Annotated in this window: 19 protein-coding genes; 6 read left to right on the top strand and 13 right to left on the bottom strand. The window is 68.4% G+C overall.

From position 1 onward, the window contains the following. The first annotated feature begins 254 nt into the window (after window positions 1–254). From KY5_RS20575 to KY5_RS20565, 3 genes are all read left to right on the top strand, one after another. A complete protein-coding gene (locus KY5_RS20575; RefSeq protein ID WP_098243632.1) occupies window positions 255–1331 on the top strand; it encodes a ParA family protein in 1077 nt (358 codons plus the stop codon). Further along, a complete protein-coding gene (locus KY5_RS20570) occupies window positions 1328–2428 on the top strand; it encodes a ParB/RepB/Spo0J family partition protein (RefSeq protein ID WP_098243631.1) in 1101 nt (366 codons plus the stop codon). The genes KY5_RS20575 and KY5_RS20570 overlap by 4 nt, the downstream gene beginning before the upstream one ends. Before the next feature lie 323 nt (window positions 2429–2751). Next, window positions 2752–3369: a GNAT family N-acetyltransferase gene (locus KY5_RS20565; protein ID WP_098243630.1), complete on the top strand. Its 618-nt coding sequence runs from the start codon at window positions 2752–2754 to the stop codon at window positions 3367–3369. 73 nt (window positions 3370–3442) lie between these two features. Here KY5_RS20565 and trxA read toward each other — a convergent pair whose 3' ends face one another. The 7 genes from trxA to KY5_RS20530 form a co-directional block, all read right to left on the bottom strand. Beyond that, the gene (gene trxA / locus KY5_RS20560) at window positions 3443–3775 is read right to left on the bottom strand and encodes a thioredoxin (RefSeq protein WP_055544620.1); all 333 of its coding nucleotides are present in this window, start codon (window positions 3773–3775) and stop codon (window positions 3443–3445) included. Window positions 3776–3814: 39 nt separating this feature from the next. After that, complete coding sequence (gene trxB, locus KY5_RS20555) at window positions 3815–4774, bottom strand: thioredoxin-disulfide reductase (RefSeq protein WP_098243629.1); 960 nt, start codon at window positions 4772–4774, stop codon at window positions 3815–3817. Between the two features lie 215 nt (window positions 4775–4989). Continuing rightward, window positions 4990–6021 carry an anti-sigma factor family protein gene (locus KY5_RS20550; RefSeq protein ID WP_098243628.1) on the bottom strand — a complete coding sequence of 344 codons (1032 nt, stop codon included), beginning with the start codon at window positions 6019–6021 and terminating at the stop codon, window positions 4990–4992. Then, window positions 6018–6755 carry an RNA polymerase sigma factor SigM gene (sigM, locus tag KY5_RS20545; RefSeq protein WP_098243627.1) on the bottom strand — a complete coding sequence of 246 codons (738 nt, stop codon included), beginning with the start codon at window positions 6753–6755 and terminating at the stop codon, window positions 6018–6020. The genes KY5_RS20550 and sigM overlap by 4 nt, the downstream gene beginning before the upstream one ends. Before the next feature lie 41 nt (window positions 6756–6796). Continuing rightward, a complete protein-coding gene (locus KY5_RS20540) occupies window positions 6797–8512 on the bottom strand; it encodes a protein kinase family protein (protein ID WP_098243626.1) in 1716 nt (571 codons plus the stop codon). Between the two features lie 118 nt (window positions 8513–8630). Further along, window positions 8631–11051 carry a murein biosynthesis integral membrane protein MurJ gene (gene murJ / locus KY5_RS20535; protein WP_098243625.1) on the bottom strand — a complete coding sequence of 807 codons (2421 nt, stop codon included), beginning with the start codon at window positions 11049–11051 and terminating at the stop codon, window positions 8631–8633. A gap of 46 nt (window positions 11052–11097) precedes the next feature. After that, window positions 11098–13446 carry a DUF6049 family protein gene (locus KY5_RS20530; protein WP_098243624.1) on the bottom strand — a complete coding sequence of 783 codons (2349 nt, stop codon included), beginning with the start codon at window positions 13444–13446 and terminating at the stop codon, window positions 11098–11100. Window positions 13447–13654: 208 nt separating this feature from the next. On the opposite strand from KY5_RS20530, the gene KY5_RS20525 reads away from it, so the two are divergent. Next, the gene (locus KY5_RS20525; protein ID WP_098243623.1) at window positions 13655–15097 is read left to right on the top strand and encodes a CCA tRNA nucleotidyltransferase; all 1443 of its coding nucleotides are present in this window, start codon (window positions 13655–13657) and stop codon (window positions 15095–15097) included. Between the two features lie 150 nt (window positions 15098–15247). On the opposite strand, the gene KY5_RS20520 is transcribed toward KY5_RS20525, so the two are convergent. From KY5_RS20520 to KY5_RS20505, 4 genes are all read right to left on the bottom strand, one after another. Continuing rightward, on the bottom strand, window positions 15248–15772 hold the full coding sequence (locus KY5_RS20520) for an LppU/SCO3897 family protein (RefSeq protein ID WP_098243622.1): 525 nt from the start codon (window positions 15770–15772) through the stop codon (window positions 15248–15250). A gap of 114 nt (window positions 15773–15886) precedes the next feature. Next, complete coding sequence (locus KY5_RS20515) at window positions 15887–17143, bottom strand: MFS transporter (RefSeq protein WP_098243621.1); 1257 nt, start codon at window positions 17141–17143, stop codon at window positions 15887–15889. 80 nt (window positions 17144–17223) lie between these two features. Then, entirely contained in the window at window positions 17224–18306 is a 1083-nt protein-coding gene (locus KY5_RS20510; protein ID WP_098243620.1) for an inositol-3-phosphate synthase, read from the bottom strand. Window positions 18307–18365: 59 nt separating this feature from the next. Continuing rightward, window positions 18366–19052: a PadR family transcriptional regulator gene (locus KY5_RS20505; RefSeq protein ID WP_098243619.1), complete on the bottom strand. Its 687-nt coding sequence runs from the start codon at window positions 19050–19052 to the stop codon at window positions 18366–18368. Window positions 19053–19426: 374 nt separating this feature from the next. Between KY5_RS20505 and KY5_RS20500 the strand changes: the two genes are divergently transcribed. Continuing rightward, on the top strand, window positions 19427–22174 hold the full coding sequence (locus tag KY5_RS20500) for a transglycosylase domain-containing protein (RefSeq protein WP_098243618.1): 2748 nt from the start codon (window positions 19427–19429) through the stop codon (window positions 22172–22174). Between the two features lie 106 nt (window positions 22175–22280). Then, window positions 22281–23816, top strand: coding sequence for a glycosyltransferase family 87 protein (locus KY5_RS20495; protein WP_098243617.1), 1536 nt, complete (start codon window positions 22281–22283; stop codon window positions 23814–23816). 142 nt (window positions 23817–23958) lie between these two features. Here KY5_RS20495 and KY5_RS20490 read toward each other — a convergent pair whose 3' ends face one another. Both KY5_RS20490 and KY5_RS20485 read right to left on the bottom strand, forming a co-directional pair. Beyond that, window positions 23959–24990, bottom strand: coding sequence for an alanine racemase (locus KY5_RS20490; RefSeq protein ID WP_098243616.1), 1032 nt, complete (start codon window positions 24988–24990; stop codon window positions 23959–23961). A 66-nt stretch (window positions 24991–25056) separates the two neighbouring features. After that, window positions 25057–26178 carry a lipid II:glycine glycyltransferase FemX gene (locus KY5_RS20485; RefSeq protein WP_098243615.1) on the bottom strand — a complete coding sequence of 374 codons (1122 nt, stop codon included), beginning with the start codon at window positions 26176–26178 and terminating at the stop codon, window positions 25057–25059. Window positions 26179–26195 lie beyond the last annotated feature (17 nt).

The raw sequence follows: 26195 nt of genomic DNA, 5'->3' as shown, positions 1-26195 counted from the left end.
GCCGCGTGCAAGGGTGGCTGATCTGGTTACGGAAATGCCTCTAATCGGAGTGTTGCGGACAAAAAGGTCTAGCTATTGGCATCGTGTTTCACGTGAAACGTCGCTCACTGCTGCATGGCATCATCAGTCGCGGCCGCGCTGCGGAACCTCGCGACCGTCGGCCACTCGGTTCCCTCGATAAGGGGACGGAGTTGTCCACAGAGGTGGATTCGTCCACAGAAGACCGGGCCTCGCTGGTTCACGATCCCGAAAGCATGGGAGGCTCTGTTCATTGCGAGCCTGATGTCGAGGAGAGTGAATCCTTGCGGTCCGACGCCAACATCGCGGGACCGATGACCGATCCGGTCCCCGGTCCCCGTACCGAGTCGGCGGGGGAGGATGTTTCACGTGAAACACCGACCCCGATGGACGACACACCCATCGGTCGTGCTGCCCAACTGGCGGTGGAAGCCCTGGGCCGTGCAGGCGAAGGCCTGCCGCGCCCGGAGCAGACACGCGTCATGGTGGTCGCCAACCAGAAGGGCGGAGTGGGCAAGACGACGACGACCGTCAATCTCGCCGCTTCGCTCGCTCTGCACGGCGCACGCGTCCTGGTGATCGACCTGGACCCGCAGGGCAACGCCTCCACGGCTCTCGGTATCGACCATCACGCCGAAGTGCCGTCCATCTACGACGTCTTGGTCGAGAGCAAGCCGCTCTCCGAGGTTGTTCAGCCGGTGCCCGATGTCGAGGGACTCTTCTGCGCCCCCGCCACCATCGATCTCGCCGGTGCGGAGATCGAGCTGGTGTCGCTGGTGGCTCGTGAGAGTCGACTGCAGCGGGCCATCCAGGCGTACGAGCAGCCGTTGGACTACATCCTCATCGACTGCCCGCCGTCGCTGGGTCTGCTGACGGTCAACGCCCTGGTTGCCGGTGCGGAGGTGCTGATCCCCATTCAGTGCGAGTACTACGCACTGGAGGGCCTCGGTCAGCTCCTGCGCAACGTCGACCTGGTGCGGGGTCACCTCAACCCCAACCTGCACGTGTCGACGATCCTGCTCACCATGTACGACGGCAGGACCCGACTCGCCTCCCAAGTGGCGGACGAGGTCCGCAATCACTTCGGTGACGAGGTTCTGCGGACGAGCATCCCGCGGTCGGTACGTATCTCCGAAGCGCCGAGCTACGGACAGACGGTGCTCACCTACGACCCGGGATCGAGTGGCGCCCTGTCCTACTTCGAAGCGGCGCGAGAGATCGCGCTGCGCGGAGTCGGCGTGCGGTACGACGTCCAACACGCCCACGCGGGCGTTCAGAACGACCAGCAGAGCATGACGGAGGGGATGCAGTGAGCGAGCGACGCAGAGGGCTGGGGCGGGGCCTCGGAGCCCTGATTCCTGCAGCCCCGACGGAGAAGCAGGTCCCCCAGCCGGCGGGCGGCGCCTCGACCTCTCCCTCGGCGGTTCCGGTATTGACCGCCGAGCGAGGCGTGGCGGCCGCGAAGGTGGCGGCACTCCCGCAGAGCACCGTTTCACATGAAACGGCGGAGCCGGTGAGTGAACCGGTCCAGACGCCGGAGAACCAGCCCGTGGCGGGTGCGTACTTCGCGGAGCTGCCGCTGGACTCCATCAAGCCCAACCCCCGGCAGCCGCGTGAGGTGTTCGACGAGGACGCCCTCGCCGAGCTGGTGACCTCCATCAAGGAGGTCGGCCTTCTCCAGCCGGTCGTCGTACGGCAATTGGGACCGGCGCGCTACGAGCTCATCATGGGTGAGCGTCGCTGGCGGGCCTGCCGTGAGGCGGGCCTGGAGCGCATCCCGGCGATCGTGCGGGCCACGGACGACGAGAAGCTCCTCCTGGACGCGCTGCTCGAGAACCTGCACCGCGCCCAGCTGAACCCGCTGGAAGAGGCCGCTGCCTACGACCAGCTGCTCAAGGACTTCAACTGCACGCACGACCAGTTGGCGGACCGGATCGGCCGATCCCGCCCGCAGGTCTCCAACACGCTGCGTCTGCTGAAGCTCTCTCCCGCGGTCCAGCGTCGGGTGGCCGCCGGAGTGCTCTCCGCGGGACACGCCCGTGCTCTGCTCTCCGTCGACGACTCGGAGGAGCAGGATCGGCTCGCCCACCGGATCGTGGCCGAGGGCCTCTCGGTGCGCGCTGTGGAGGAGATCGTGACCCTCATGGGGTCGCGTCCGCAGAGTGCTCCGAAGGCCAAGGGACCGCGTGCGGGCACTCGCCTGTCGCCTGCTCTCAGCGACCTGGCGACCCGGCTCTCGGACCGCTTCGAAACTCGGGTGAGGGTGGACCTGGGTCAGAAGAAGGGCAAGATCGTCGTCGACTTCGCCTCTCTCGAGGACCTGGAGCGCATCCTCAGCTCGCTCGCCCCGGGCGAGGGCCCGGTCCTTCCGAGCGGCTCCGTAGAGGACTCCGAGGAGCAGGCCTCCTAGGACGGCAGGGGCCTGGTCCCCAGCCACCCGCACTGCGAGAGCGGGCCGTGTCCGGTGTGTACCGGAACACGGCCCGCTCTTTGCTTTCTCACGGTATCGATGCAATCGCATCGTGGATACGATGCGTTCGGGTATGGCGCATCCACCTGACGGCACCTCATTGGGGAGGCGGGGGCCATGCGAACGATGAGCCGCACCGGACTGATGACCGCGGGCCTGGGGCTGGGAGCGGTCGGCGGGTTCGTCGGCAGCTTGCTCAAGGAGCACAGTGCTCTGACAGCCGCCCGCAGCGCGGCGGGCGAAGGAAGTGAGGAACTGCCTTCATGGGGCGTCGGCTCGTACCGCTCACGCTGGACAACCTCCCGGACCTCCCCAACCGTTGCCGTGCGTGCGTCTTCTGGGAGCTCGACCCGGTCAGCGGCCAAGCTGCGGTAAAGGCCGGAACGCCGGAGCTGGAGAAGGAGGCGTGGATCTCCGCCGTCCTGTTGGAGTGGGGATCCTGCGGCCGGGTCGTCTACGTCGACGATGTGCCGGTGGGCTTCGTGCTCTACGCGCCACCGGCCTACGTCCCGCGCTCCACGGCCTTCCCCACGAGCCCCGTGTCCTCGGACGCCGTCCAGCTCATCACCGCGTGGATCATGCCCGGCTACCAGGGCCAAGGACTCGGACGCGTCATCGTGCAGACCGTGGCGAAGGATCTGCTGCGACGAGGAGTCAAGGCGATCGAGGCGTTCGGCGACGCGCGCTGGGAGAAGCCAGCATGTCTCCTGCCCGCGGAACACCTCCTGGCCGTGGGGTTCAAGACGGTCCGCCCGCACCCGGCCTATCCCCGGTTGAGGCTTGAGCTGCGGACGACGATCTCCTGGAAGGAAGACGTCGAGTTGGCGCTCGACCGGCTGCTGGGCGCGGTGCAGAAGGAACCCGCACTGCGTCCTCTCTAACTCCGGAACGACGAATGGACCAGCCCCCGCGGGGACTGGTCCATTCGTGTTTCACGTGAAACATCGCCACTGACTACTCGGCGATGAAGTCCTCCAGGTCGCGAACGATCGCGGCCTTCGGCTTGGCACCGACGATGGTCTTGGCGACCTCTCCACCCTGGTACACGTTCAGGGTCGGGATCGACATGACGCCGTACTTGGCGGCCGTGCCCGGGTTCTCGTCGATGTTGAGCTTGACGATCTCGATCTTGTCGCCGTACTCGGCGGCGATCGCCTCGAGCGACGGCGCGATCTGACGGCACGGTCCGCACCAGGCGGCCCAGAAGTCCACCAGGACGGGCTTGTCGTTCTTCAGGACGTCCTCGTCGAAGGAAGCGTCGGTCACGTTCTTCAGGGTGCCGGCCACGGCAGTCTCCTTAGCTTGGTGCGGTGGGGAAGAGGGGGGTCAGACGGTGGCGGTCGCGGTCTCGCTGTCGGCGAGAGCGGCGAGGAAGCGCTCGGCGTCGAGAGCGGCGGAGCAGCCGGTGCCGGCCGCCGTGATCGCCTGACGGTAGGTGTGGTCGACGACGTCACCGGCGCCGAAGACACCGGTCAGGTTCGTCCGGGTCGAGGGCGCATCGACCTTGAGGTAGCCCTCGTCGTCCAGCTCGAGCTGACCCTTGAAGAGCTCCGTACGCGGGTCGTGGCCGATCGCGATGAACAGGCCGGTCACCGGCAGCTCGGACGTCTCACCCGTCTTCAGGTTGCGCAGGGTCAGCCCGGAGAGCTTCTGGTCGCCCTTGATCTCAGCGACCTCGTTGTCCCAGATGAACTTGATCTTCGGGTCGGCGAAGGCGCGCTCCTGCATCGCCTTGGAGGCGCGCAGGCTGTCGCGGCGGTGCACGATCGTCACGGACTTGGCGAAGCGCGAGAGGAAGGTGGCCTCCTCCATCGCGGTGTCGCCGCCGCCGATCACGGCGATGTCCTGGTCCTTGAAGAAGAAGCCGTCGCAGGTGGCGCACCAGGAGACACCGCGTCCGGAGAGGGCGTCCTCGTTCGGCAGGCCGAGCTTGCGGTGCTGAGAGCCGGTCGTGACGATGACGGCCTTCGCGCGGTGCACGGTGCCCGCGGTGTCCGTCACGGTCTTGATCTCGCCGCTCAGGTCCACGGCGACGACATCGTCGGGCACGAGCTCGGCACCGAAGCGCTCGGCCTGGGCGCGCATGTTGTCCATGAGGTCGGGGCCCATGACGCCGTCCTGGAAGCCCGGGAAGTTCTCCACCTCGGTGGTGTTCATCAGCGCACCGCCCGCGGTGACGGCGCCCTCGAACACCAGCGGCTTCAGCGACGCGCGCGCGGTGTAGAGCGCCGCCGTGTAGCCGGCGGGCCCGGAGCCGATGATGATCACGTTACGGACGTCGGTCACGGCTTGATTCCTCGTCTCTGGGGACTGCTGCGTAGTGCTGGCGGGTGTCCGTATCAGGACTCTCACCCCACCCAACGGATCCTACGGGGCATGCATTCCCCGACGTGTCCGAGCGCACGGAAGCGTGTCAGAACGGGAGAGTGCCATGCACCACAAGGCTCCTGGCAGCAGCGTTCCGGGCCCGTGAACCGGCCCGGGAAAATCCCTCCGCGAGATCAGCCCTGAGGGTAGGAGTGCTCCGTCAGAACCTTGCCCTTGGACGGCGAGGACTTGCCCACGCAGGCGGCGTCGACGACGTAAGCGGACACCTTGGTGGCGTCCGTGGGATGAGGCATCACGACGAGGTAGGCCTTCTTGCCCTCGTAGGTGCCTTCCTCGGCTGCGAGCGGCGTGCCCTCACCGATCCCGCGCTGAACGCACGTCGGAACGTCGATGGTGGCAGCGCTCAGCGGGGTCTTCGACTTGGGGGACTCCGGACTGGAGCGGGTGTCGAAGGAGGGCTTGGAACCGTCGGTCTTCCCGGAGCTCTTCCCCGGGCTCTCGACCGAGTTCTTGGCGAGGAGCTCGGCGACCCTGCCCTTGAGCTTCTCGTCGGCGAAGGAGCTGGCCGAGGTCCGTCGGCCCGCCGTCGTATCGGTGGACCCACCGGAATCGTCACTCAGGCTGTACACCAGCAGGGAGCCGATCCCGATGGCGGCTGCCGTGAAGACGGCACCGAGCACAGTGGTGCGTCGACGCGTGCCCCGCAGCCGCCCGCCACGCCCCGGACCGGTCGCCACACGGGCATGTCCCGCCGGACGGTCGCTGGATGCTCGCGATGCCGACGCGGGCGATGTTTCACGTGAAACACGCGCGGTGTGCGAAGGGGCGGTGGCTGAGGTGCTGGCTGCGGGGGTCGATCCGGGTTCCGCTACGACCGCCTCTGTCTCTGCCTCTGTCGCCTCTCCCTCTGCCTCCGCCTCCGTTGACGCGAAGGGGGCATCGGGCGAAGTGGAATCCAGCAGGGCCTCCGCCGCCAGGGCCGCGTCGATGCGCCCGGCGATGTCTGCGGGCATGCGCGGGGGACCCGGCAGCGTGCCGAGCATGCCGCGGATCTCCTCCAGGGAGGCGTAGACGTCGGCGCAGAGCTCGCAGCCGTCCAGATGCCGCCGTACATCACTCGTACGCGACGGGGAGAGAAGGCCCTCGGTCAGATCCGAGATCTCCGTGACTTCCGGGTGCCCGGCCGATTCGGTCGTGGTTGTCACGCTCGCCCACCTCCGCCCTTCACAGCAGCTGAATCGCTTGGTCCCGCATCCCGTGGCCCTGCTGCCGGTGGGACGGATGTCCCCTGCGTCCGGTTCCGCCCTGAGCCCGGCTTCTTGCTTTCGCCTGTGTCGCCGTCCCCTTCCCCGTTCCGCGTGGGAATCTCCGTCCGCAGATGGGTGAGGAGCGGCAGCAGTCTGGCTCTGCCCCGCGCGCAGCGGCTCTTGACCGTGCCGGTGGGGACGTCGAGGACGCGGGCTGCCTCGGCCACCGGATAGCCCTGCATGTCGACGAGGACGAGTGCCGCGCGCTGGTCGTGGGGCAGGGTGCCCAGCGCCTCCAGGAGCTCCCGGTGCAGATCGCCGCGCTCCACGGGCGCGGCGGCCGATTCCTCGGGCTCCAGGAGCTGCTCGAGGCGCTCGGTGTCGTCGATCGGGGAGGTCTTGCGGGAGGCGGCCTTCCGCGCCCGGTCGAGGCACGCGTTCACGGTGATGCGGTGCAGCCAGGTCGTCACGGCGGACTGGCCCCGGAAGGTGTGTGCCGCGCGATAGGCCGAGACGAGCGCGTCCTGGACCGCGTCGGCGGCCTCCTCGCGGTCGCCCAGGGTGCGCAGCGCCACGGCCCACAGCCGGTCGCGATGGCGCCGCACGAGCTCGCCGAAGGCGTCCTTGTCGCCGTCCACATGGCAGGCGAGGAGGTCCTGGTCGCTCATGTCACCGTGCTCGGTGCCGTCCACCTGGAACCCCTCCCCCCGGCGAGCCTTGTCGAACCGGTCCTTCAGCCCGTGAACTTCACGTCCTTGATGGCCTGTTTGAAGCCCGCACTGTAGTAGCCGTCGGTCGCCGACTTCGGTACCGCCGTCATCCAGAGCAGCACGTAGCGGGACTTCACCGGCTTCTTGCCGGCCTTGATCTTCAGGGTCGTCCCCGACGTCGTACCCGTGCCGATCTTCTTCATCGAAGAGACCGGCGTCGAGGGCGACAGCGAATCCGCGGAGTACAGCGTGGCCGACGTGTGGGGACCGCCGTACAGCACGCCGATCGACGCGGCGGACACCTCCTGCTCCGAGCCGAGGTCGTAGACGATACCGACACCGGGCTTGTACGGAGCGAGTTCGGGGCCGTCGTTGTACGTCTTGGTGCGCCACAGCGTGGCGTCGTTCCCGTCGTACGTGCCGCCGACCTTGTCCGGGTCCTGCGTGCGGTTCTCGACGACGAGCTCCCTGGCGTCCTTGACGGTCAGGTTCTTTGCGGACTTGGACTCGCCCTTGTCGCCGCCCCCCGAGGTCTCCGAGGAACCCGGCTCGCTGGAGTTCTCGCGGTCCATCAGGGCGTCCGCCAACTGCCAGCTGCCCAGACCGAGGGCCGCGATGAGCAACGCGGACACGGCCCACTTGAGCGCCCTGCCGGTCCGGCTCTGGAGCGGGGGCGGCGGAGCCGGCACGGGCTGCGTGACGCCGGGGTGGGCGGCAGGACGGCCGTACGTGCCCTGCTGGTAGGTCGTGCGCTGGTACTCGGGCGGCGCGGTGAAGGTGGGCTCCGGCGGGCGGATGCGGGGCATCTCGCCGATGGCCTTCACCAGCTCCTCCGGAGTCGTGCACGGAGGTTCCTGGCGTGACGCGGTCGCACCGTCGTTGACGAGCGCGCGCATGGCGAGCTCGGAGAGGCCGCGGTGCACGCCCGCGCGCACCTGGTCGGGGGCGATGAGCCCGACGCCCTTGGGAAGCCCGGAGAGGCCGTACGCGTCGTCCTCGTAGGGCCAGCGCTGCGTCAGCGACGCGTACAGCAGGGCGCCGATCGCTTCGGTGTCGGTGCGCTGGGGGGTGTCGGAGCTGATGCCGCGCAGCGCGGCGTTCACCGCGAGACCGCGGATGCGGTACTGCCCGGTCGAGGTGCGAAGCACGGCGCTGGGCGTCAGCCGCAGATGCGCGAGCCCCTCGCGGTGCGCCGCGGCCATCGCCTGGGAGGTCTGGGTGACGAGCTGGTACGCGTCGTGCGCCTCCAGCGGGCCTGCCGCGAGGACCGCGGTCAGCTCCGTGGCGTCCGGCAGCCACTCGTGGACCACGTAGACGAGGTCGTTCTCCTCGACCGCGTCCAGGACCTGCACGAAGCGCGGATCACCCAGCAGCGCCGAGGACCGGGCCGCCGCGAGGACCGAACGGGCCCGCGGATGATCGGCGGGCAGGAGGTGCACGCCGACCGCTCGGCGGAGCTTCTCGTCCACCGCACGCCAGCTGCTGAAACCGTCCAGACGGGTGACGCACTCCTCGAGCCGATAGCGTCTGGCCAGCTTGTGGCCGCTGTGCAGTTCCGGGGGTGAGGAGGCCCCGCGGCTCGTGGGCTCGTCGTTCTCCGCCACGTCTTCGTCTGCTGCCGTGTCCCGCTCCCGGGTCTGGGCCACCCCGTCGGCCGTGGCCTGCTCCGCCTTGGCGGTCAGCGGCTCATCGCCGCTGTTGTCTGCCACGTCGACGGCAGCCGTGCTCCGTTCCGCCACCGTCGTTCCTGCCTCCCCATCCGTTGCGCTTCGTCAGACGCCAAAGCCAATTGTGCCCACAGTCCGGTGCTATGCACGACACACGGTGGCCGACGATGGTTGTGCGAACCTCTCCATCTCAGCGACCGAGACGTCCGCGGACCATACCGACCATCGAGTTGAGCTCCGCGATCCGCATGCGCTTCGCGGCGATGAAGAAGACGCCGAGCAGTACCGCACCGCCCGCGATCAGTGCCGCGAGTGACCCGAGGACGCCCTGTCCGAGCCCCTGGGTGACCGCGTAAGCGGCTCCGCCGCCAAGGAGCGCAGCGGGCAGCGCGGCGATCGCGAGACGGGCGTAGGTGCGCATCACATGGGCGCCGTCCAGGTCGCCGCCGAGCCGCTTGCGCAGTCGGCGCCAGGCGATGCCGACGCCGGTCGCGTACGCGAGTCCGTAGACGGCCGCCATGCCGGTGACCGCCCAGCGGGTGGGCAGCAGCATGTAGCAGGCGGCGGACGCGGCGGCGTTGACGACGGCGACGATGACCGTGTTGTAGAAGGGCGTCCGGGTGTCCTCGTAGGCGTAGAACGCGCGCAGCACGACGTACTGCACGGAGTAGGGGATCAGGCCGAGGCCGAAGGCCATCAGCATGAAGCCCATGTTCGTGGCCTGGGCGCTGCCCGAGGAGCCGAAGATCAGGGTGCACATCGGGATGCCGAGTGCGACGAACCCGAAGGAGATGGGGACGATGGCCACGGCCGTCGTGCGCAGGCCCTGCGAGATGTCGTCGCGTACCGAACCGGTGTCCCCGTCCTGCGCGGACCGGGAGAGCCGGGGCAGCAGGGCCGCCATCAGGGAGACCGTGATGATGGCCTGCGGCAGGCCCCAGATGAGCTGGGCGTTCGCGTAGGCCGCGAAGCCGATGCCGCTGGTCGACGGCAGGTTGGTGGTGGCCGCGGTCGCCAGCTGGGTGACGACGAGGGCGCCCGCCTGGTTGGCCAGCACGAAGAGGATGGTCCACTTCGCGAGCTTGGCGGCCTTGCCCAGGCCGTGGCCCTTCCAGTCGAAGCGCGGGCGCAGCCTGAAGCCGGTCTCCCGGAGGTACGGGATCATCGCCAGGGCCTGGACGACGAGACCGAGCAGGATGCCGATGCCGAGGAGCTTCTCGGCCTGCGGCGGGATGCTGTTGACGGACATGCCGGATTCCGCCGACGACCCGTACACCCAGATGAACATGCCGAGCGTGAAGATGATGACGACGTTGTTGAGGACCGGCGTCCACATCATCGCGCCGAACTTGCCGCGTGCGTTGAGGATCTGCCCCATCACCACGTGGACGCCCATGAAGAAGATCGAGGGCAGGAAGTAGCGGAGCAGGGTGGTGCCGACCTCGGTGGCCGCCGGGTCGTTGGCGACCGGTACGGACATCAGCCGGACCAGTTGCGGGGCGAGGACGATGCCCAGGGCGGTGAGCACGCCGAGCGCCACCATGACGAGGGTCAGCAGGCGGTTGGCGTAGGCCTCGCCGCCGTCCTCGTCCTCCTTCATGGAACGCACCAGCTGCGGTACGAACACGGAGTTGAGGCCACCACCGACGGTGAGGATGTAGATCATCGTCGGGATCTGGTAGACGACCTGGAAGGTGTCACCGAGCAGGCCGACGCCGAGCGCCGAGACGATCAGGGCGGAACGGATGAAGCCGGTGAGGCGCGAGACGAGCGTGCCCGCCGCCATGACGGCGCTGGACTTCAGCAGGCTCGACGCGCGGCCGCCCGACTTGGCGGGCGGCGCGGGAGCGGGAGTCGGGGCGGGGGCGGCCGCGGGGGCCGGGACCACCGGCTGGTCGGCGGGCGGATAGACGCCGTCGACCGGCTGCTGATAGCCGTTGCCCTGCTGGTACCCGTTGCCCTGGGAGTAGCTCTCGCCCTGCTGGTATCCGCCGCCCTGCTGATAGCCGTTGCCCTGGGGATAGCCGCCTTGCTGGTAGCCGTCCTGCTGATAGGCGGCCTGCTGGTACCCCTCCTGCTGGTACCCGCCCTGTGGGTACGCGTCCTGCTGGTAGGGCGCCTGCTGGCTCCGGTAGCCGCCGGGCTGCTGGTCACGGAAGAGGTGGGCGAAGGCGTCCGGCTCGTGGTGCTCCTCGCCGGCCTGGGTGACCAGGTCGTCGACGCCCACGAACTGGGTCGTCCTGGCGTCGTCGCCGTACGGGAGGTGGCGGGTGGGGCCCTCCGGCTCGGGGGCCGGGGTCTGGGCCCATACGCGCGGGTCGGGGGCGTGCTGCGACGTGGGCGGCTGGGCGTACAGCGGCTGCTGTTGCTGGTAGGTGCCGGGCGGCGGCGGTGGGTGCGCCGCGCGGTCGTAGAGCGCCTCGTTCACTGGGTCCTGGGCCGAGAGGTCCTGAGCCCGGTAGGGATCCTGGTCATAGGCGTCCTGGAGGTACATGTCCGGCGCTGGCTGCGGTGGCACCTGCCCGTGCTCGGGCGAGCCGGGAGGCGGGCCTCCGGGCGAGGCGGAGCCGCCCGCGCCCTGGCCACGGTCACCGTCGTACGGCGCGTTCATGGTTACCCCACCTCATCGTCCCCGGGCCCACCGGCCACGACATCGCTCAACGGTCCACTCTCTCACCCGTGTCCGACGGGTCGGTGCTTTCAGGAGCGGTGTCCGGCGTCGGGTCACTCGGCTGCTCGGGGTCGTCTTCCCCGGACTCGGTGCCGGATTCGCCCTCGGGGCCCTCGTCGGGCCCCTCCAGAGCGCGTTTCCGGGCCGCGCGCTTGCGCTGGGTGTACATGCGGAATCCGGCGAGCACGAGCAGCAGGAGGCCACCGGCGATGACGAGCATCACCGTGAGGGTGATCTCGGTGACGTTGACTTCGAAGCGGACCGCGTCGCCGTACGGCTCGCCGTCCTCAGTGAAGAGCTGGGCGTAGACCGGAACCGGACCGTTGGCGTTGGCGTTGGTCGTGAACTTGACCGACTGGGAGTGGCCTCCCGAGATCTTGATCGGGTGCTCTTCGTACGGCCCGTCGCCGATCTTCAGACGGGTGGGGTTCATGGAGGTCAGGCGCAGCACCAGGTGGTCGACGCCCTGCACCAGGTTGTTCTGCACCGACACCGGGATCGTGGCGCTGCGCCCGGACAGCTTCGCGTCGGACTTCTTGATCAGCGTCACCTGCTCGGTGAGCGTGGTCAGGTAGGCCGTGACGCCTTCGCGGTAGGCCTTCGCCTCGCCCGGACGGCCGCGCCAGGCGGTCGCCATCTCACGGTCTATGGCCCTCCCGAACGGCGTGACCACCCGGTCCTTCTCGGTGAGGATCACCTGGAACCGCTCGAGCATGCTCTGGGTGCTCTGGATGGACTCGAAGGCCGACTGCGGCAGCTCCTGCTTGCGCAGTGCCGCCGGGTACGCGCCGGCCGACGGGACCCGGGTCGTGGCGCTCGGGTCCGGCTTCGCCTTCGCGGCCGCGGCCAGGCCCTGGGGCTGTGACCAGCGTCCCTCGCCGAGGGCCTTCAGTGCCTTCGCCATGGCCTGGGCCTGGCTGACGGACGGCATGCGCTGGGGCGCGACGACGATGCTGCGCTGCTTCTCCGGATCCTGCATCGTGATCATCAGGCTCTGGGCGAGGAACCCCTGCACGGCGAGCGTGGAGCGCTCGGCGCCCGTCATGTCGCCCTCGAAGGCGGTCGAGAGCCGTGCGTCGGCCACTACCGCCGTCGTGCCGCCGCCGATGGGACGGGCGGCGTTGGGCGTGTACGGAAGGCCCCCGGTCTCGCGGAGGCTGTCGCTGCGGGCGATCACGGAGTGGGCGCCCGCCGAGGTGGCGACATCGACGATGGAGGGGTCGATCGCGCCGTCCGCGGGCCACGTGAAGTCGGTGCTCGGCTTCACCTGGAGGATGGCGTCCACCGCCTTCGCGCCGACCTCGGTGGCCTCCTTGAGGCGGCCCAGCGAGCCCGTGACGGCCTTGCCGGTGTGGGCGAGGGACGCGAGGTCGGGGTCGGCGAAGGGCAGGGCGACGACCTTCTGGCCCTTGACCGCGTCTCCGAGGTCGTTGAGCCACTGGTTGGCGGCCGCCTGGTGCTTGCCCGCGACGGTGGACTTACCGTCCTTGGTCCGGATCCGGTAGTTCTTCGTCATGGCCTCCACGGAGGCCAGCAGGTCCGGGTCGATGACCCACGTGACGTCGAGCTCGCGGCCCAGCGACACGAGCTGTTCCAGGCGTCCGCCGGGAGCGATCTCCTTGGCCAGGCCGTCGTCCTTGAAGACCGGCGTCTGCTGCTCGTCGGAGCCCGTCTCGGCGGTGAGGTGGGTCTTGGAGATGAGCGGCCACAGATACGTCGTCTTCGTCTTCGTGTCGGTGGCGTCGGGCTGCCACGGCAGGAAGGTGCGCTCGAAGCCGAGCACCTGCGGGTAGGGCTGCGCGGAGGACTGGCCGGTGACCGCGACGCCCAGCTGGTAGACGCCGTCGGCGCCGAGGTTCAGCTCCTTGACCGGGATGGAGATGCTGAAGTCCTGCCGGACGCCGGGCGCCAGCTTGGCGAACTTCTCGACGTACTTGCCGCCGACCTCGCTGCCGTCGGAGCCCGGCACGTATCCCTTGCGCTTGGCGGCGCCATCGATCGAGCTCCGGCTGTTCAGGGTCGGTCCCAGACGCAGTCCGACCTCGGCCTTGGTCACCGTCTGCTTGCTGTCGTTGGTGACCGTGCCGGAGACCGTGAGCGTGTCGTCCTCACCGGGAACGGTGGGGGTCAGCGCGTCCAGCGACACGTCGACGGTGTTGGAGCCGGTGGCGGCGGTCTTCGTCGCTCTCGGTACGGCGGCGTGCGCGGCGGGTCCTGCCGGTACGTGCAGGAGTCCGGCCAGCAAAGGGGTACCCACCAGCAGTGCTGCGGTGCGCCGCAGCCACCGGCGGGCAGGTGAGGGGCTTGTCCCCGGGATGTCTGCCGCCTCGGCCACGCGTTCGCCCGTTCCTCGTCGTCGTCGGCTTCATCGATGGTTCTCGGTTCCTGCGTCCACGCATGGTAACGATGCGCGCTGTGGCGAAGTGCCGCGGACTGCTCCACGTGATCCGAAGAACTGGCCGGGGCGGGAGTGAGGGGCCTCCCGAGGCCCCGCGGGAATACGGGTCGGCCCCTGGCGTCCGGGGCACGTACCCTTTTCTGTTGTGCCGAACGCCAATGAAGACAATCCCAGCGCACTGAGCCAGGTGCAGCGCCGCGCGGTCACCGAGCTGCTGCGTGTGTCCCCTGTCGCGGACGATCTCGCCCGCCGTTTCCAGGAGGCGGGTTTCGCCCTCGCCCTGGTCGGTGGCTCGGTCAGGGATGCCCTGCTGGGCCGGCTCGGCAATGATCTGGACTTCACCACCGACGCCCGCCCCGAGGACGTACTGAAGATCGTGCGTCCGTGGGCCGACGCGGTCTGGGAGGTCGGGATCGCCTTCGGCACGGTCGGCTGCCAGAAGGAGGGTTACCAGATCGAGGTCACGACGTACCGCTCCGAGGCGTACGACAGGACCTCGCGCAAGCCCGAGGTGTCCTACGGCGAATCCATCGAGGAAGACCTCGTACGCCGTGACTTCACCGTGAACGCGATGGCCGTGGCGCTCCCCGAGAAGGAGTTCATCGACCCGCACGGTGGTCTCGACGACCTTTCCGAGCGGGTTCTGCGGACCCCGGGGACGCCCGAGGAGTCCTTCTCGGACGATCCGCTGCGGATGATGCGGGCCGCGCGCTTCGCCGCGCAGCTGGACTTCGAGGTGGCCCCCGAGGTCGTCGCGGCCATGAAGGCGATGGCCGAGCGCATCGAGATCGTCTCCGCGGAGCGGGTGCGGGACGAGCTGAACAAGTTGATCCTCTCCGCACACCCGCGCGAGGGCCTTGCCCTCCTCGTCGACACGGGCCTGGCCGACCGGGTCCTGCCCGAGCTTCCCGCGCTGCGCCTGGAGCGGGACGAGCACCACCGCCACAAGGACGTCTACGACCACTCGCTGATCGTCCTGGAGCAGGCGATGGCGCTGGAGACCGAAGGTCCCGACCTGACGCTGCGCATCGCGGCGCTGCTGCACGACATCGGCAAGCCGAAGACGCGGCGCTTCGAGGACGACGGCCGGGTCTCGTTCCACCACCACGAGGTGGTCGGCGCCAAGATGGTCAAGAAGCGCATGACGGCGCTCAAGTACTCCAACGAGCTCGTGAAGGACGTCTCGCGTCTGGTCGAGCTGCACCTGCGCTTCCACGGCTACGGCACGGGAGAGTGGACGGATTCGGCGGTACGCCGCTATGTGCGGGACGCGGGCCCGCTCCTCAACCGACTGCACAAGCTGACCCGCTCCGACTGCACGACGCGCAACAAGCGCAAGGCGAATGCCCTGTCGCGCGCGTACGACGGCCTGGAGGAGCGCATCGCCCGCCTCCAGGAGCAGGAGGAGCTGGACTCGATCCGGCCCGACCTCGACGGCAACGACATCATGGAGATCCTGGGCGTGCGCCCCGGGCCCGTGATCGGCAAGGCCTACAAGTTCCTGCTGGAACTGCGCCTCGAGAACGGTCCGATGGAACGGGACGCCGCGGTGGCGGCGCTCAAGGAGTGGTGGGCCGAGCAGGACTGAGCCGGGCGATGGCTTGTTCTGACAGTGGCTTGTTCCGTTGTTTCACGTGAAACAAGCCAATCTTGAATGCGCCGAGGGGCGCTGTTTCACGTGAAACCGTGAACAGCGCCCCTCGGTCGTCTTCTGCTCGGCCTATCAGGCCGACTGGGCCTACTTGGCCTTCTTCAGGCAGAGCACGACGTTGTGACCCTTGCCCTGCTGGTAATAGGCGATCTCGGAGGTCTTGACGGCCTCGCACTTGTTGCTGTCGCTGGTGTTGTCGAACTTCTCGACGACCTCGAACTCGGAGTCGCTGGAGGAGCAGTCGACTTCCTTGAGGTCGGGCGATATCTGCGTGCCGTTGTTGTGCATGCAGCTACCGACCGAGATCGTCTCGGCGTCGCTCTTGCCCATCTGCCACTTGACGACGCCGATGATGATCGCGACCAGGATGAAGCCACCGATGCGCAGGAGCAGCTTCCTGCCTTTGCGGGAAGGAGCCGCGGGCGGGGGGACCGGACCACCCTGGTGCGGCGGGTAGGGCGCACCCTGCTGGGGCGGGTACGGGGCGCCCTGCTGCGGCGGGTACGGCGCCGGGGCCTGCTGGCCGTACGGAGCGACGCCCTGGGGCTGGCCATACGGGTTCTGACCCTGGGGCGGGTACGGATTCTGGCCCTGGGGCGGCGGAGTGGTCACTTTGGGGGTCCCCCTCGAACGAGAGCGCGATGGCGCGAATACGACGCCCGTAAGTTATCCGGGAGCGGTGACATCCAAGAAGCCCAGAGGGGCTCTGTGTCATTGATGTGACACTTACTGCAAGCTAAATCGGGCCATAGCCGCAGTAATTGCCGCGTAGAGCACGGCCACCCCGACCACCAGCGGAACCGACCGTCCATCAGGCGGCAGCAGCAGCGCGGCCACCGCCGCCGCGCCCACGAAGGCGACGTTGAACAGCACGTCGTAGACCGAAAAGATCCGTCCGCGGAAGCCGTCGTCCACCGAGGACTGCACCACCGTGTCCGTGGCGATCTTTGCGCCCTGGGTCGTCAGGCCGAGGAAGAAGGCGGCGACGAGCAGCGGCACGGGCGCGAACGGGAGGCCGAGCGCCGGTTCCAGGACCGCCGCCGCACCCGCACAGGCGATGATCCAGCCGCCCGCTCCCAGCCGCCCCACCGCCCACGGCGTCACCAGGGCGGCCACGAAGAACCCGGCCCCGGAGATCCCCACGGCGAGCCCGAGCAGCGCGAGCCCGTCGGACTCCGTCGACGACCAGGCGTACCGGCACAGCATCAGGACCATGACCGTCAGGGCGCCGTAGCAGAACCGCATCACCGTCATCGCGGCCAGCGCGCGGGCGGCCGCCGGGCGTTGTGCCAGGTGCCGCACCCCCGCCGTCAGTCCGCGGGCGGTTCCGGCGAGCGCGGCCCAGAGGCGTGGCTGCACCAGCTCCGGGTCCGGGCCGAGCAGTTCACGGCCCATGCGGAGCGAGGCGAGCGCCGCGCAGAGGTACAGGGCGGATCCGAGGAGGACCACCGCCGCGTCCGAGTCCGAGCCGGTCAGGCGCACGACGAAGGCGAGTCCGCCGCCCGCCGTCGCGGCGAGGGTCCCCGCGGTCGGCGAGAGGGAGTTGGCGATGACGAGGCGGTCCGCGTCCACCACCCGCGGCAGCGCGGCCGAGAGTCCGGCGAGGACGAAGCGGTTGACGGCCGTGACGCACAGCGCGGAGACGTAGAAGAGCCAGTCCGGTACGCCGCTCAGCATCAGCACGGCGGTCACCGAGGCCAGTGCGGCCCGCAGCACGTTGCCGTACAGGAAGACCTGTCGGCGCTGCCAGCGGTCCAGGAGGACGCCCGCGAAGGGGCCGATCAGTGAGTAGGGAAGCAACAGCACCGCCATCGCGGAGGCGATCGCTCCGGGGGATGCCTGCTTCTCCGGAGAGAAGACCACGTACGTGGCGAGCGCGACCTGGTAGACGCCGTCCGCGCCCTGGGAGATCAGCCGTACGGCGAGCAGCCGTCTGAAGTTCCGCAGCCGCAGCAGTATCCGCAGGTCACCGACGACAGCCATGGAGCACACCCTCACATATGAGGAGGGTCCCCGGGCGTAATGCCCGGGGACCCTCGACAAGCGACTACGGAGAGAGCTGTTTAGCGCTCGACGTCGCCCTTGATGAACTTCTCGACGTTCTCGTAGGCCTCGTCGTCGAAGTACTGCACCGGCGGGGACTTCATGAAGTACGAGGACGCGGAGAGGATCGGGCCACCGATGCCCCGGTCCTTGGCGATCTTCGCGGCGCGCAGGGCGTCGATGATGACACCGGCGGAGTTCGGGGAGTCCCAGACCTCGAGCTTGTACTCCAGGTTCAGCGGGACGTCACCGAAGGCACGGCCCTCGAGGCGGACGTACGCCCACTTGCGGTCGTCGAGCCACGCGACGTAGTCCGACGGGCCGATGTGGACGTTGTTCTCGCCCAGCTCGCGGTCGCGGATCTGCGAGGTGACGGCCTGCGTCTTCGAGATCTTCTTGGACTCGAGGCGCTCGCGCTCGAGCATGTTCTTGAAGTCCATGTTGCCGCCGACGTTGAGCTGCATGGTGCGCTCGAGACGGACACCGCGGTCCTCGAACAGCTTCGCCATCACACGGTGCGTGATGGTGGCGCCGACCTGCGACTTGATGTCGTCGCCGACGATCGGGACGCCCGCCTCGGTGAACTTGTCCGCCCACTCCTTGGTACCGGCGATGAAGACCGGCAGAGCGTTGACGAAGGCGACCTTGGCGTCGATGGCGCACTGGGCGTAGAACTTTGCCGCGGCCTCGGAACCGACGGGCAGGTAGCAGACGAGGACGTCGACCTGCTTGTCCTTGAGGACCTGGACGACGTCGACCGGGGCCTCGGCGGACTCCTCGATGGTCTGGCGGTAGTACTTGCCCAGACCGTCGTGGGTGTGGCCACGCTGGACCTGCACGCCGGAGTTCGGCACGTCGCAGATCTTGATGGTGTTGTTCTCGCTGGCGCCGATGGCGTCCGCGAGGTCGAGGCCGACCTTCTTCGCGTCGACGTCGAAGGCGGCGACGAACTCGACATCACCGACGTGGTAGTCGCCGAACTGGACGTGCATCAGGCCCGGGACCTTGGTGTCCGGGTCGGCGTCCTTGTAGTACTCGACGCCCTGGACCAGCGAGGCGGCGCAGTTGCCCACGCCGACAATGGCTACGCGAACCGAACCCATTCCGGTTGCTCCCTGTGTGATCTCGGTATTCCGGATAAGACCCTGCGGAACGCTGGGTCTTACTTGGCGGGGTCATCGGACGGATCCGGCGGCGGGTTGTTGTCCCGCCGCCGGGGCAGGTCCGCCGACTCCCCAGATGTGCTGTCCTGCTGAGCGGAGCCGTGGGGGGTGGACCGCTGTTGGTCCCGCCCCGCCCGCTCGCTCTCGATGAGCTCGTTCAGCCAGCGCACTTCGCGCTCCACGGACTCCATGCCGTGCCGCTGCAGCTCAAGCGTGTAGTCGTCCAGGCGCTCCCGGGTACGGGCCAGGGAGGCGCGCATCTTCTCCAGGCGTTCTTCGAGACGGCTGCGTCGGCCCTCGAGCACCCGCATGCGTACGTCCCGCGAGGTCTGCCCGAAGAAGGCGAAGCGGGCGGCGAAGTGCTCGTCCTCGTACGCGTCGGGGCCGGTCTGCGAGAGCAGCTCCTCGAAGTGCTCCTTACCTTCCGCCGTCAACCGATAGACGATCTTGGCGCGACGCCCTGCGAGTGGAGCCGCGAGGGCGTCTTCAGGCGTGCTGCCCGACTCTTCGATCAACCAGCCGTTGGCGACCAGCGTCTTGAGGCAGGGATAGAGCGTTCCGTAGCTGAACGCGCGGAACACTCCCAGCGACGTATTGAGTCGTTTCCGCAGCTCATAGCCGTGCATCGGGGACTCGCGGAGCAGACCGAGCACGGCGAACTCGAGGATGCCGGAGCGCCTGCTCATCGTCGCCTCCCGTCCGCCGCAAGTCCCTCAGTACGGCCTTTATGCCGAGCTGATGTATCGACTCGATACATCGAGACGATAGAACGGGGATCCGGTTGAGACAAGAGGGGGCACGGTGAACGGCGTCACATCACCGATTCGTAGGAAGTAACTTGCCTGATTTGGGGTGAACTTCGGCTCTACGAGGGTTTTGACGGTGCGTAGTCTGTGCGCCATGCAGACCGCCGGGAACCACGTGACGTCAGGGGGCGTCGTTGTCCCCGGTGCAGTGCGGGTGAGTGCCGGAATGGGCGCATCCGTACTTCGGGGGGACCGGAAATCAGCCGCCGTTTCCAGGCGTGGACAGCTGCGCCTGCCCGAGGAGTAATCGTTCGATGAGCGAGCACCGTCGCAAACCGCCGCAGCCTCAGGGCGGCGGACGCGCCGCGGCCAGGCGTGGCGCCCCAGGAGCGTCGTCGGGCCGCCGCGCGGCACCGCGAGGCACCACGGGGTCGCCCTCTTCCTCGTACGGATCGCAAGGATCCGGGACGTCGGATGAAGGGGACCGTCCTTATGGCGGCCGGGCCGAGGCCCGCCGCGCGGCACAGCGCAGTGGTGCGGCCGGAAGTCGACGCAGGGCGCCCGACGGCGCCGGCGGCGGCCGCTCCGGTGGCGGCGGCCGCCGTGGCGGTGGCGGTGGCTCCAGCGGGCCCGGACGCGGCAGGGGCCGCGGCGCCGAGCCTCCCCGCAAGAAGCGCTTCATCGACTACCCGCGCGCGGACAAGGACGGTCTGCGCCGCTGGGTCCCGTCGTGGCGCCTGGTCACCGGTATGTTCATCGGCTTCCTCGGCAGCCTGATGGCCGTCGCGGGCATCGCGTACGCGCTGGTGCAGGTGCCGGAGGTCGACAAGGCGGCCAAGGCCCAGAACAACGTCTACTACTGGAGCGACGGCAAGCAGATGGTCGCGACAGGCGGTGAGCGCAACCGCCAGATCATCGACTACGACGACATCCCCAAGGAAATGCGCTTCGCCGTCATGTCGGCGGAGAACAAGACGTTCGAGAAGGACAAGGGCGTCGACCCGATGGGCATCACGCGTGCCCTGGTCAACATGGCCAAGGGCGGGCAGACCCAGGGTGGCTCCACCATCACCCAGCAGTACGTGAAGAACGCGCGCCTGGGTGACCAGTCGCAGACGTTCACCCGTAAGTTCAAAGAGCTCTTCATCTCCATAAAGGTCGGCCGCACGGTCTCCAAGGAAGACATCATGGCGGGGTACCTCAACACCGCCTATTACGGGCGCGGTGCCTACGGGATCCAGGCCGCGGCGCGGGCGTACTTCGACAAGGAAGCCAGCGAGCTGGACCCGAGCGAGTGCGCGCTCCTCGCGACGGTGCTCAAGGGCGCGACCTACTACGACCCGGCCGGCTCCCCCGAGATCGACCCCGCGGCGAGCAAGGAGGACAACACCGCGCGCGCGAAGAAGCGGTGGGCGTGGATCCTCGACGAGGAGGTCAAGGACAACCGCCTGACCGCCGCGGAGCGGGACAAGTACCGGACGTTCCCCAAGCTCCAGAACCCGCGGTCGAACGCCGACCTGGCCGGTCAGACCGGTTACCTGGTGGACCTGGCCAAGGCGTACGTCATCAAGAACACGAACATCACCGCCGATCAGCTCCAGCAGGGCGGCTACGAGATCCACACGACCTTCGACCGGAAGAAGGTCAAGGAGCTCGAGAAGTCGGTCAACAAGGTCCGCAAGGAGAAGCTCAACACGAAGCTGCGGCCCAAGAAGGACACGCACGTGCAGTTCGGCGGTGCCTCCGTGGACCCGAAGGACGGCGCGATCAGGGCCATCTACGGCGGTGAGGACGCGACGAAGCACTTCACCAACAACGCCGACCAGACCGGTGCCCAGGTCGGTTCGACGTACAAGCCCTTCGTGCTGGCCGCCGCCTTCAAGTACGGCGTCCGCGACCCGAAGGGCGTAGAGGTCCAGAGCGAGTCCGAGCGCACCATCGTCAACCCGAAGAGCCTGTACAGCGGCAAGAACAAGCTCAAGATCCAGAAGTACAACGGTGACGTCTGGACCGACCGCGACGGCAAGGAATGGCTCCAGCGGAACGACGGTGACCAGGACTACAACCCGCCGACCTATCAGATCGACCTTCGCGAGGCGATGAGGGAGTCGGTCAACTCCGCCTACGTGCAGCTCGGCATGGACGTCGGTCTGGACAAGGTGAAGGAGTCGGCGATGGACGCCGGCCTCAAGGACGACAGCTCCATGGCCGGAGCCACCTACCCGTCCTTCTCCCTCGGTACCTCCTCGCCGAGCGCGATCCGCATGGCCGGTGCCTACTCCACCTTCGCGGCGAGCGGGAAGCAGAACGACCCGTACTCGGTCAAGGAGGTCAAGCACGAGGGCAACACGGTCTACCAGCACGAGAAGCAGACCAAGCAGGCATTCGACCCTGAGGTCGCCGACAACGTCACCGACGTGCTGAGGACGGTCGTGGACAAGGGCACCGGCACCTCGGCCAAGCTGCCGGGGCGCCAGGTCGCGGGCAAGACGGGTACGACCGACGGCAACAAGTCCGCCTGGTTCGTCGGCTACACCCCGCAGTTGTCGACGGCGGTCAGCATGTACCGCCTCGACGACAACGAGAACAACAAGAAGCGCGAATTCCTGGAGATGTTCGGCACGGGCGGCGAGAAGAAGATCCACGGCGCCTCGTTCCCCGCGCAGATCTGGCAGGACTACATGGCGGAGGCGCTCAAGAACGCGCCCGTCAAGAACTTCCCCGTGCCCGGGCCGATCGGCAAGGTCGTCGGTGAGACTCCGCCTCCGCCGCCCACTCCGACGGAGACCAAGGAGCCGGAGGAGACCACGAAGCCGACGCCCACGCAGTCCGAGACCACGAAACCGCCTACAGAGTCGCCTGATCCCGGGGACACCTGCGATCCGCTCGACTGGGACTGCAACCACGACGGCGGTACGGAGAACGGCGGTGCCGACGGAGGCGCCGACGGAGGCCCTGGCGGTGGGACACCAACTGCCACCGAGGATCCGGCCGGTGGCGGAGCGAACAACGGGAACGGCCATGGCGGCGGAGGGGGCTTCATCTCCGGCTCGGACGGCTGAGCCACAGGGACTCCCCCGCTCGTGTTTCACGTGAAACGAGGGCCGCCGCACCGACCGGTGCGGCGGCCCTCTCCGCGTTCCCAGTCGCATACGGCAGGATGTCCGCATGCCTAGTGCGGACCCCAGCGCAGAGACATCACCCTCGAGCCCGTACGAGCCCGTGGGCGCGGAGGAGCCGGATCCTGTACGGCCCACGAAGGAGGACGAGGTCGCCGAGGCCGGCAGCGAGCTGATCGGCGGTCCCATCGGGCGCAGAGTGCTGTACGCGGCGACCTGGTGGACCCCCGTACGCGTCATCACGCTCGTCGCGATCGGGATGTTCGCTCTCGGGATGGTCCAGAAGATGCCGTGCTACAACGGCGCGTGGTTCTTCGGGGCGAGCTCGCAGTACACGCACGCGTGCTACTCCGACATCCCGCACCTCTACGAAGGGCGCGGCTTCGCCGACGGGCTCATCCCGTACTTCGACAAGCTGCCCGGCGACATGGAGTACCTCGAATACCCGGTCCTGACCGGGATGTTCATGGAGATGGCGTCGTGGGTGACGCCCGGCAGCGGCTCCATCCAGCATCAGGAAAAGATCTACTGGATGGTCAACGCCGGGATACTGATGGCCTGCACCGCGGTCGTCGCCGTCTGCGTTACGCGCACACACCGGCGCCGCCCCTGGGACGGTCTGCTGGTCGCCCTGGCCCCCGCCCTCGCGCTGACGGCCACCATCAACTGGGACCTGCTCGCCGTCGCCCTCACCGCCGCGGCGATGATGATGTGGTCGCGCTCGCGGCCCCTGGCCTTCGGCGTGCTGCTGGGGCTCGCGACGGCCGCCAAGCTCTATCCCGTCCTGCTGCTCGGGCCCCTGCTGATCCTGTGCTGGCGCGCGGGCCGCTGGCGGGAGTTGGGTACCGCGCTGCTCGGCACGGTCGGCACCTGGCTGGTCGTCAATCTGCCGGTGATACTGCTCGCGAGCGACGGCTGGTCGAAGTTCTACTCGTTCAGCCGGGAACGCAGTGTCGACTTCGGCTCCTTCTGGCTGATCCTCTCCCAGCGCATGGACTCACCGCTGACCACCGACACGGTCAACACCCTGGCGGTGGCCCTGATGCTCCTCGCCTGCCTGGGCATAGGAGCGCTCGGCCTCACCGCGCCGCGCCGCCCGCGCTTCGCCCAGCTCGCCTTCCTGGTGGTCGCCGCCTTCGTCCTCACCAACAAGGTCTACTCGCCGCAGTACGTTCTGTGGCTGATCCCGCTGGCGGCGCTGGCCAGGCCGCGCTGGCGCGACTTCCTGATCTGGCAGGCGTGCGAGGTCGCGTACTTCCTCGGGATCTGGCTGTACTTGGCGTACACGACGAGCGGCGACGCCCACAAGGGACTGCCGACCGAGGGCTACCAACTGGTCATCGTCGTCCACCTGCTGGGCACGCTGTACCTGTGTGCCGTGGTCGTACGGGACATCCTCATGCCGGAGCGGGACGTGGTGCGAAAGGCCGGGGACGACGATCCCTCGGGGGGTGTTCTGGACGGCGCGCAGGACCGCTTCGTCCTGGGCCCCGCGCCCTACGGGACGCCGCCCGTGGCGCAGTCCACCGGGGCGCCTCCGGTGAGGTGGGGGTCGGCGACCTCGGCGACCGAACTGCCTCGCTGAGCGGCTGCTCCTGGGATTCAGCTTCCCCTTCTGGGGTGTTCGCTGAGAGCGAACAGGAGCCCGAAACGCCGGAGGGCCGGGCACGACGCGCGTCGTGCCCGGCCCTCCGGCGTACTGAACTGAACGGTCTCAGCGAACGGTCTCAGCGGTCGACGATGCGGTCGAACTGCGTGGTGGTGTGCCGCAGATGGGCCACCAGCTCCTCGCCGACCTTCGGCTCCGTGGCGTCCGAGGGCACGAACAGGATGGAGACCTGCATGTGCGGGGGCTCAGCGAACCAGCGCTGCTTGCCCGCCCAGACGAACGGCGAGAGGTTGCGGTTGACCGTCGCGAGGCCCGCGCGGGCCACGCCCTTGGCCCGCGGCATCATGCCGTGCAGGGCCTTCGGGGCCTCCAGGCCGACACCGTGCGACGTGCCGCCCGCGACCACGACCAGCCAGCCGTCGGAGGCGGCCTTCTGCTGGCGGTAGCCGAAGCGGTCGCCCTTCGCGACGGCGGTGACGTCGAGGACGGCGCCGCGGTACTCGGTGGCCTCGTGGTCGCCGAGCCAGAGGTTCGTGCCGATGCGCGCGCGGAACCGGGTCTGCGGGAACTGCTGTTGCAGCCTGGCGAGTTCACCGGCCTTGAGGTGGCTGACGAACATCGTGTGCAGCGGCAGCCGCGCCGCGCGCAGCCGGTCCATCCAGCCGATGACCTCCTCGACGGCGTCCGAGCCGTCGGTGCGGTCCAGCGGAAGGTGGATCGCGAAGCCTTCGAGGCGTACGTCCTCGATGGCGGCGTGCAGCTGCGGGAGCTCCTGCTCGGTGATGCCGTGACGCTTCATCGAGGACATGACCTCGATGACGACGCGGGCGCCCACGAGGCCGTGCACGCCGTCCAGCGACGATACGGAGCGGATGACGCGGTCGGGCAGTGGCACGGGCTCCTCGCCCCGCCGGAACGGGGTCAGGACCAGCAGGTCGCCGCTGAACCAGTCCTTGATCCTGGCGGCTTCGTAGGTGGTGCCCACGGCGAGGACGTCGGAGCCGAAGCGCGTGGCTTCCTCGGCCAGGCGCTCATGACCGAAGCCGTAGCCGTTGCCCTTGCAGACCGGGACGATGCCCGGGAACTGCTCCAGCATGTGCTTCTGGTGTGCCCGCCAGCGCGCGGTGTCGACATAGAGCGTGAGCGCCATGGCTGGATCCCGGAACCTTTCTCGTGTCTGCGGTGTATCAGAGTTATGGAAGGAAATTGTGCGGGATCAGCGGCGCGACATGTAGATGTCGAGCGCCTTGTGCAGCAGCTTGTTGAGCGGGAAGTCCCACTCGCCGATGTACTCGGCGGCCTCGCCGCCGGTGCCGACCTTGAACTGGATCAGACCGAAGAGGTGGTCGGTCTCGTCGAGGGAGTCGGAGATGCCGCGCAGGTCATAGACGGTGGCACCCATCGCGTACGCGTCGCGGAGCATCCGCCACTGCATCGCGTTCGAGGGCCTGACCTCGCGTCCGATGTTGTCCGATGCCCCGTAGGAGTACCAGACGTGGCCGCCGACGACGAGCATGGTCGCGGCCGACAGGTTCACGCCGTTGTGCCGCGCGAAGTACAGCCGCATGCGGTTGGGGTCCTCGGAGTTGAGGGCCTGCCACATCTGCTGGAAGTAGCCGAGGGGCCGCGGGCGGAACTTGTCGCGCACCGCGGTGATCTCGTAGAGGCGCTGCCACTCGGCGAGGTCCTGGTAACCGCCCTGGACGACCTCGACACCGGCCTTCTCGGCCTTCTTGATGTTGCGTCGCCACAACTGGTTGAAGCCCTTCTGGACCTCGTCCAGGGAGCGGTTGGCCAGCGGCACCTGGAAGACGTAGCGGGGCTGGACGTCACCGAAGCCCGCGCCGCCGTCCTCGCCCTGCTGCCAGCCCATGCGGCGCAGCCGGTCCGCGACCTCGAAGGCACGCGGCTCGATGTGCGTCGCCTCGGTGTCGCGCAGCCGCTTCACGTCGGGGTTCTGGATGCCTGCCTTGATCGCCGGAGCGTCCCAGCGGCGGATCACGACGGGCGGGCCCATCTTCACGGAGAACGCGCCCTGTTGCTTGAGGTGCGCCAGCATCGGCTGCAGCCACTCGTCCAGGTTCGGGGCGTACCAGTTGATGACCGGACCCTCGGGGAGGTACGCGAGATAGCGCTTCAGCTTGGGCAGCTGTCGGTAGAGCACCAGGCCGGCACCGACCAGCTGTCCGGTCCTGTCGTCGAACCAACCCAGGTTCTCCGAGCGCCATTCGCTCTTCACGTCAGCCCATGCCGGGACCTGGCAATGACTCGCCGACGGCAGTGTCTGGATATATGCCAGATGCTGCTCGCGACTGATGGTCCTCAGGGTCAGACTCATATCGGGGCGCTCCTCGG

The organism is Streptomyces formicae, from assembly GCF_002556545.1.
GTDB lineage: Bacteria > Actinomycetota > Actinomycetes > Streptomycetales > Streptomycetaceae > Streptomyces > Streptomyces formicae_A.
This window is presented reverse-complemented; position numbering and strand designations above follow the sequence as displayed.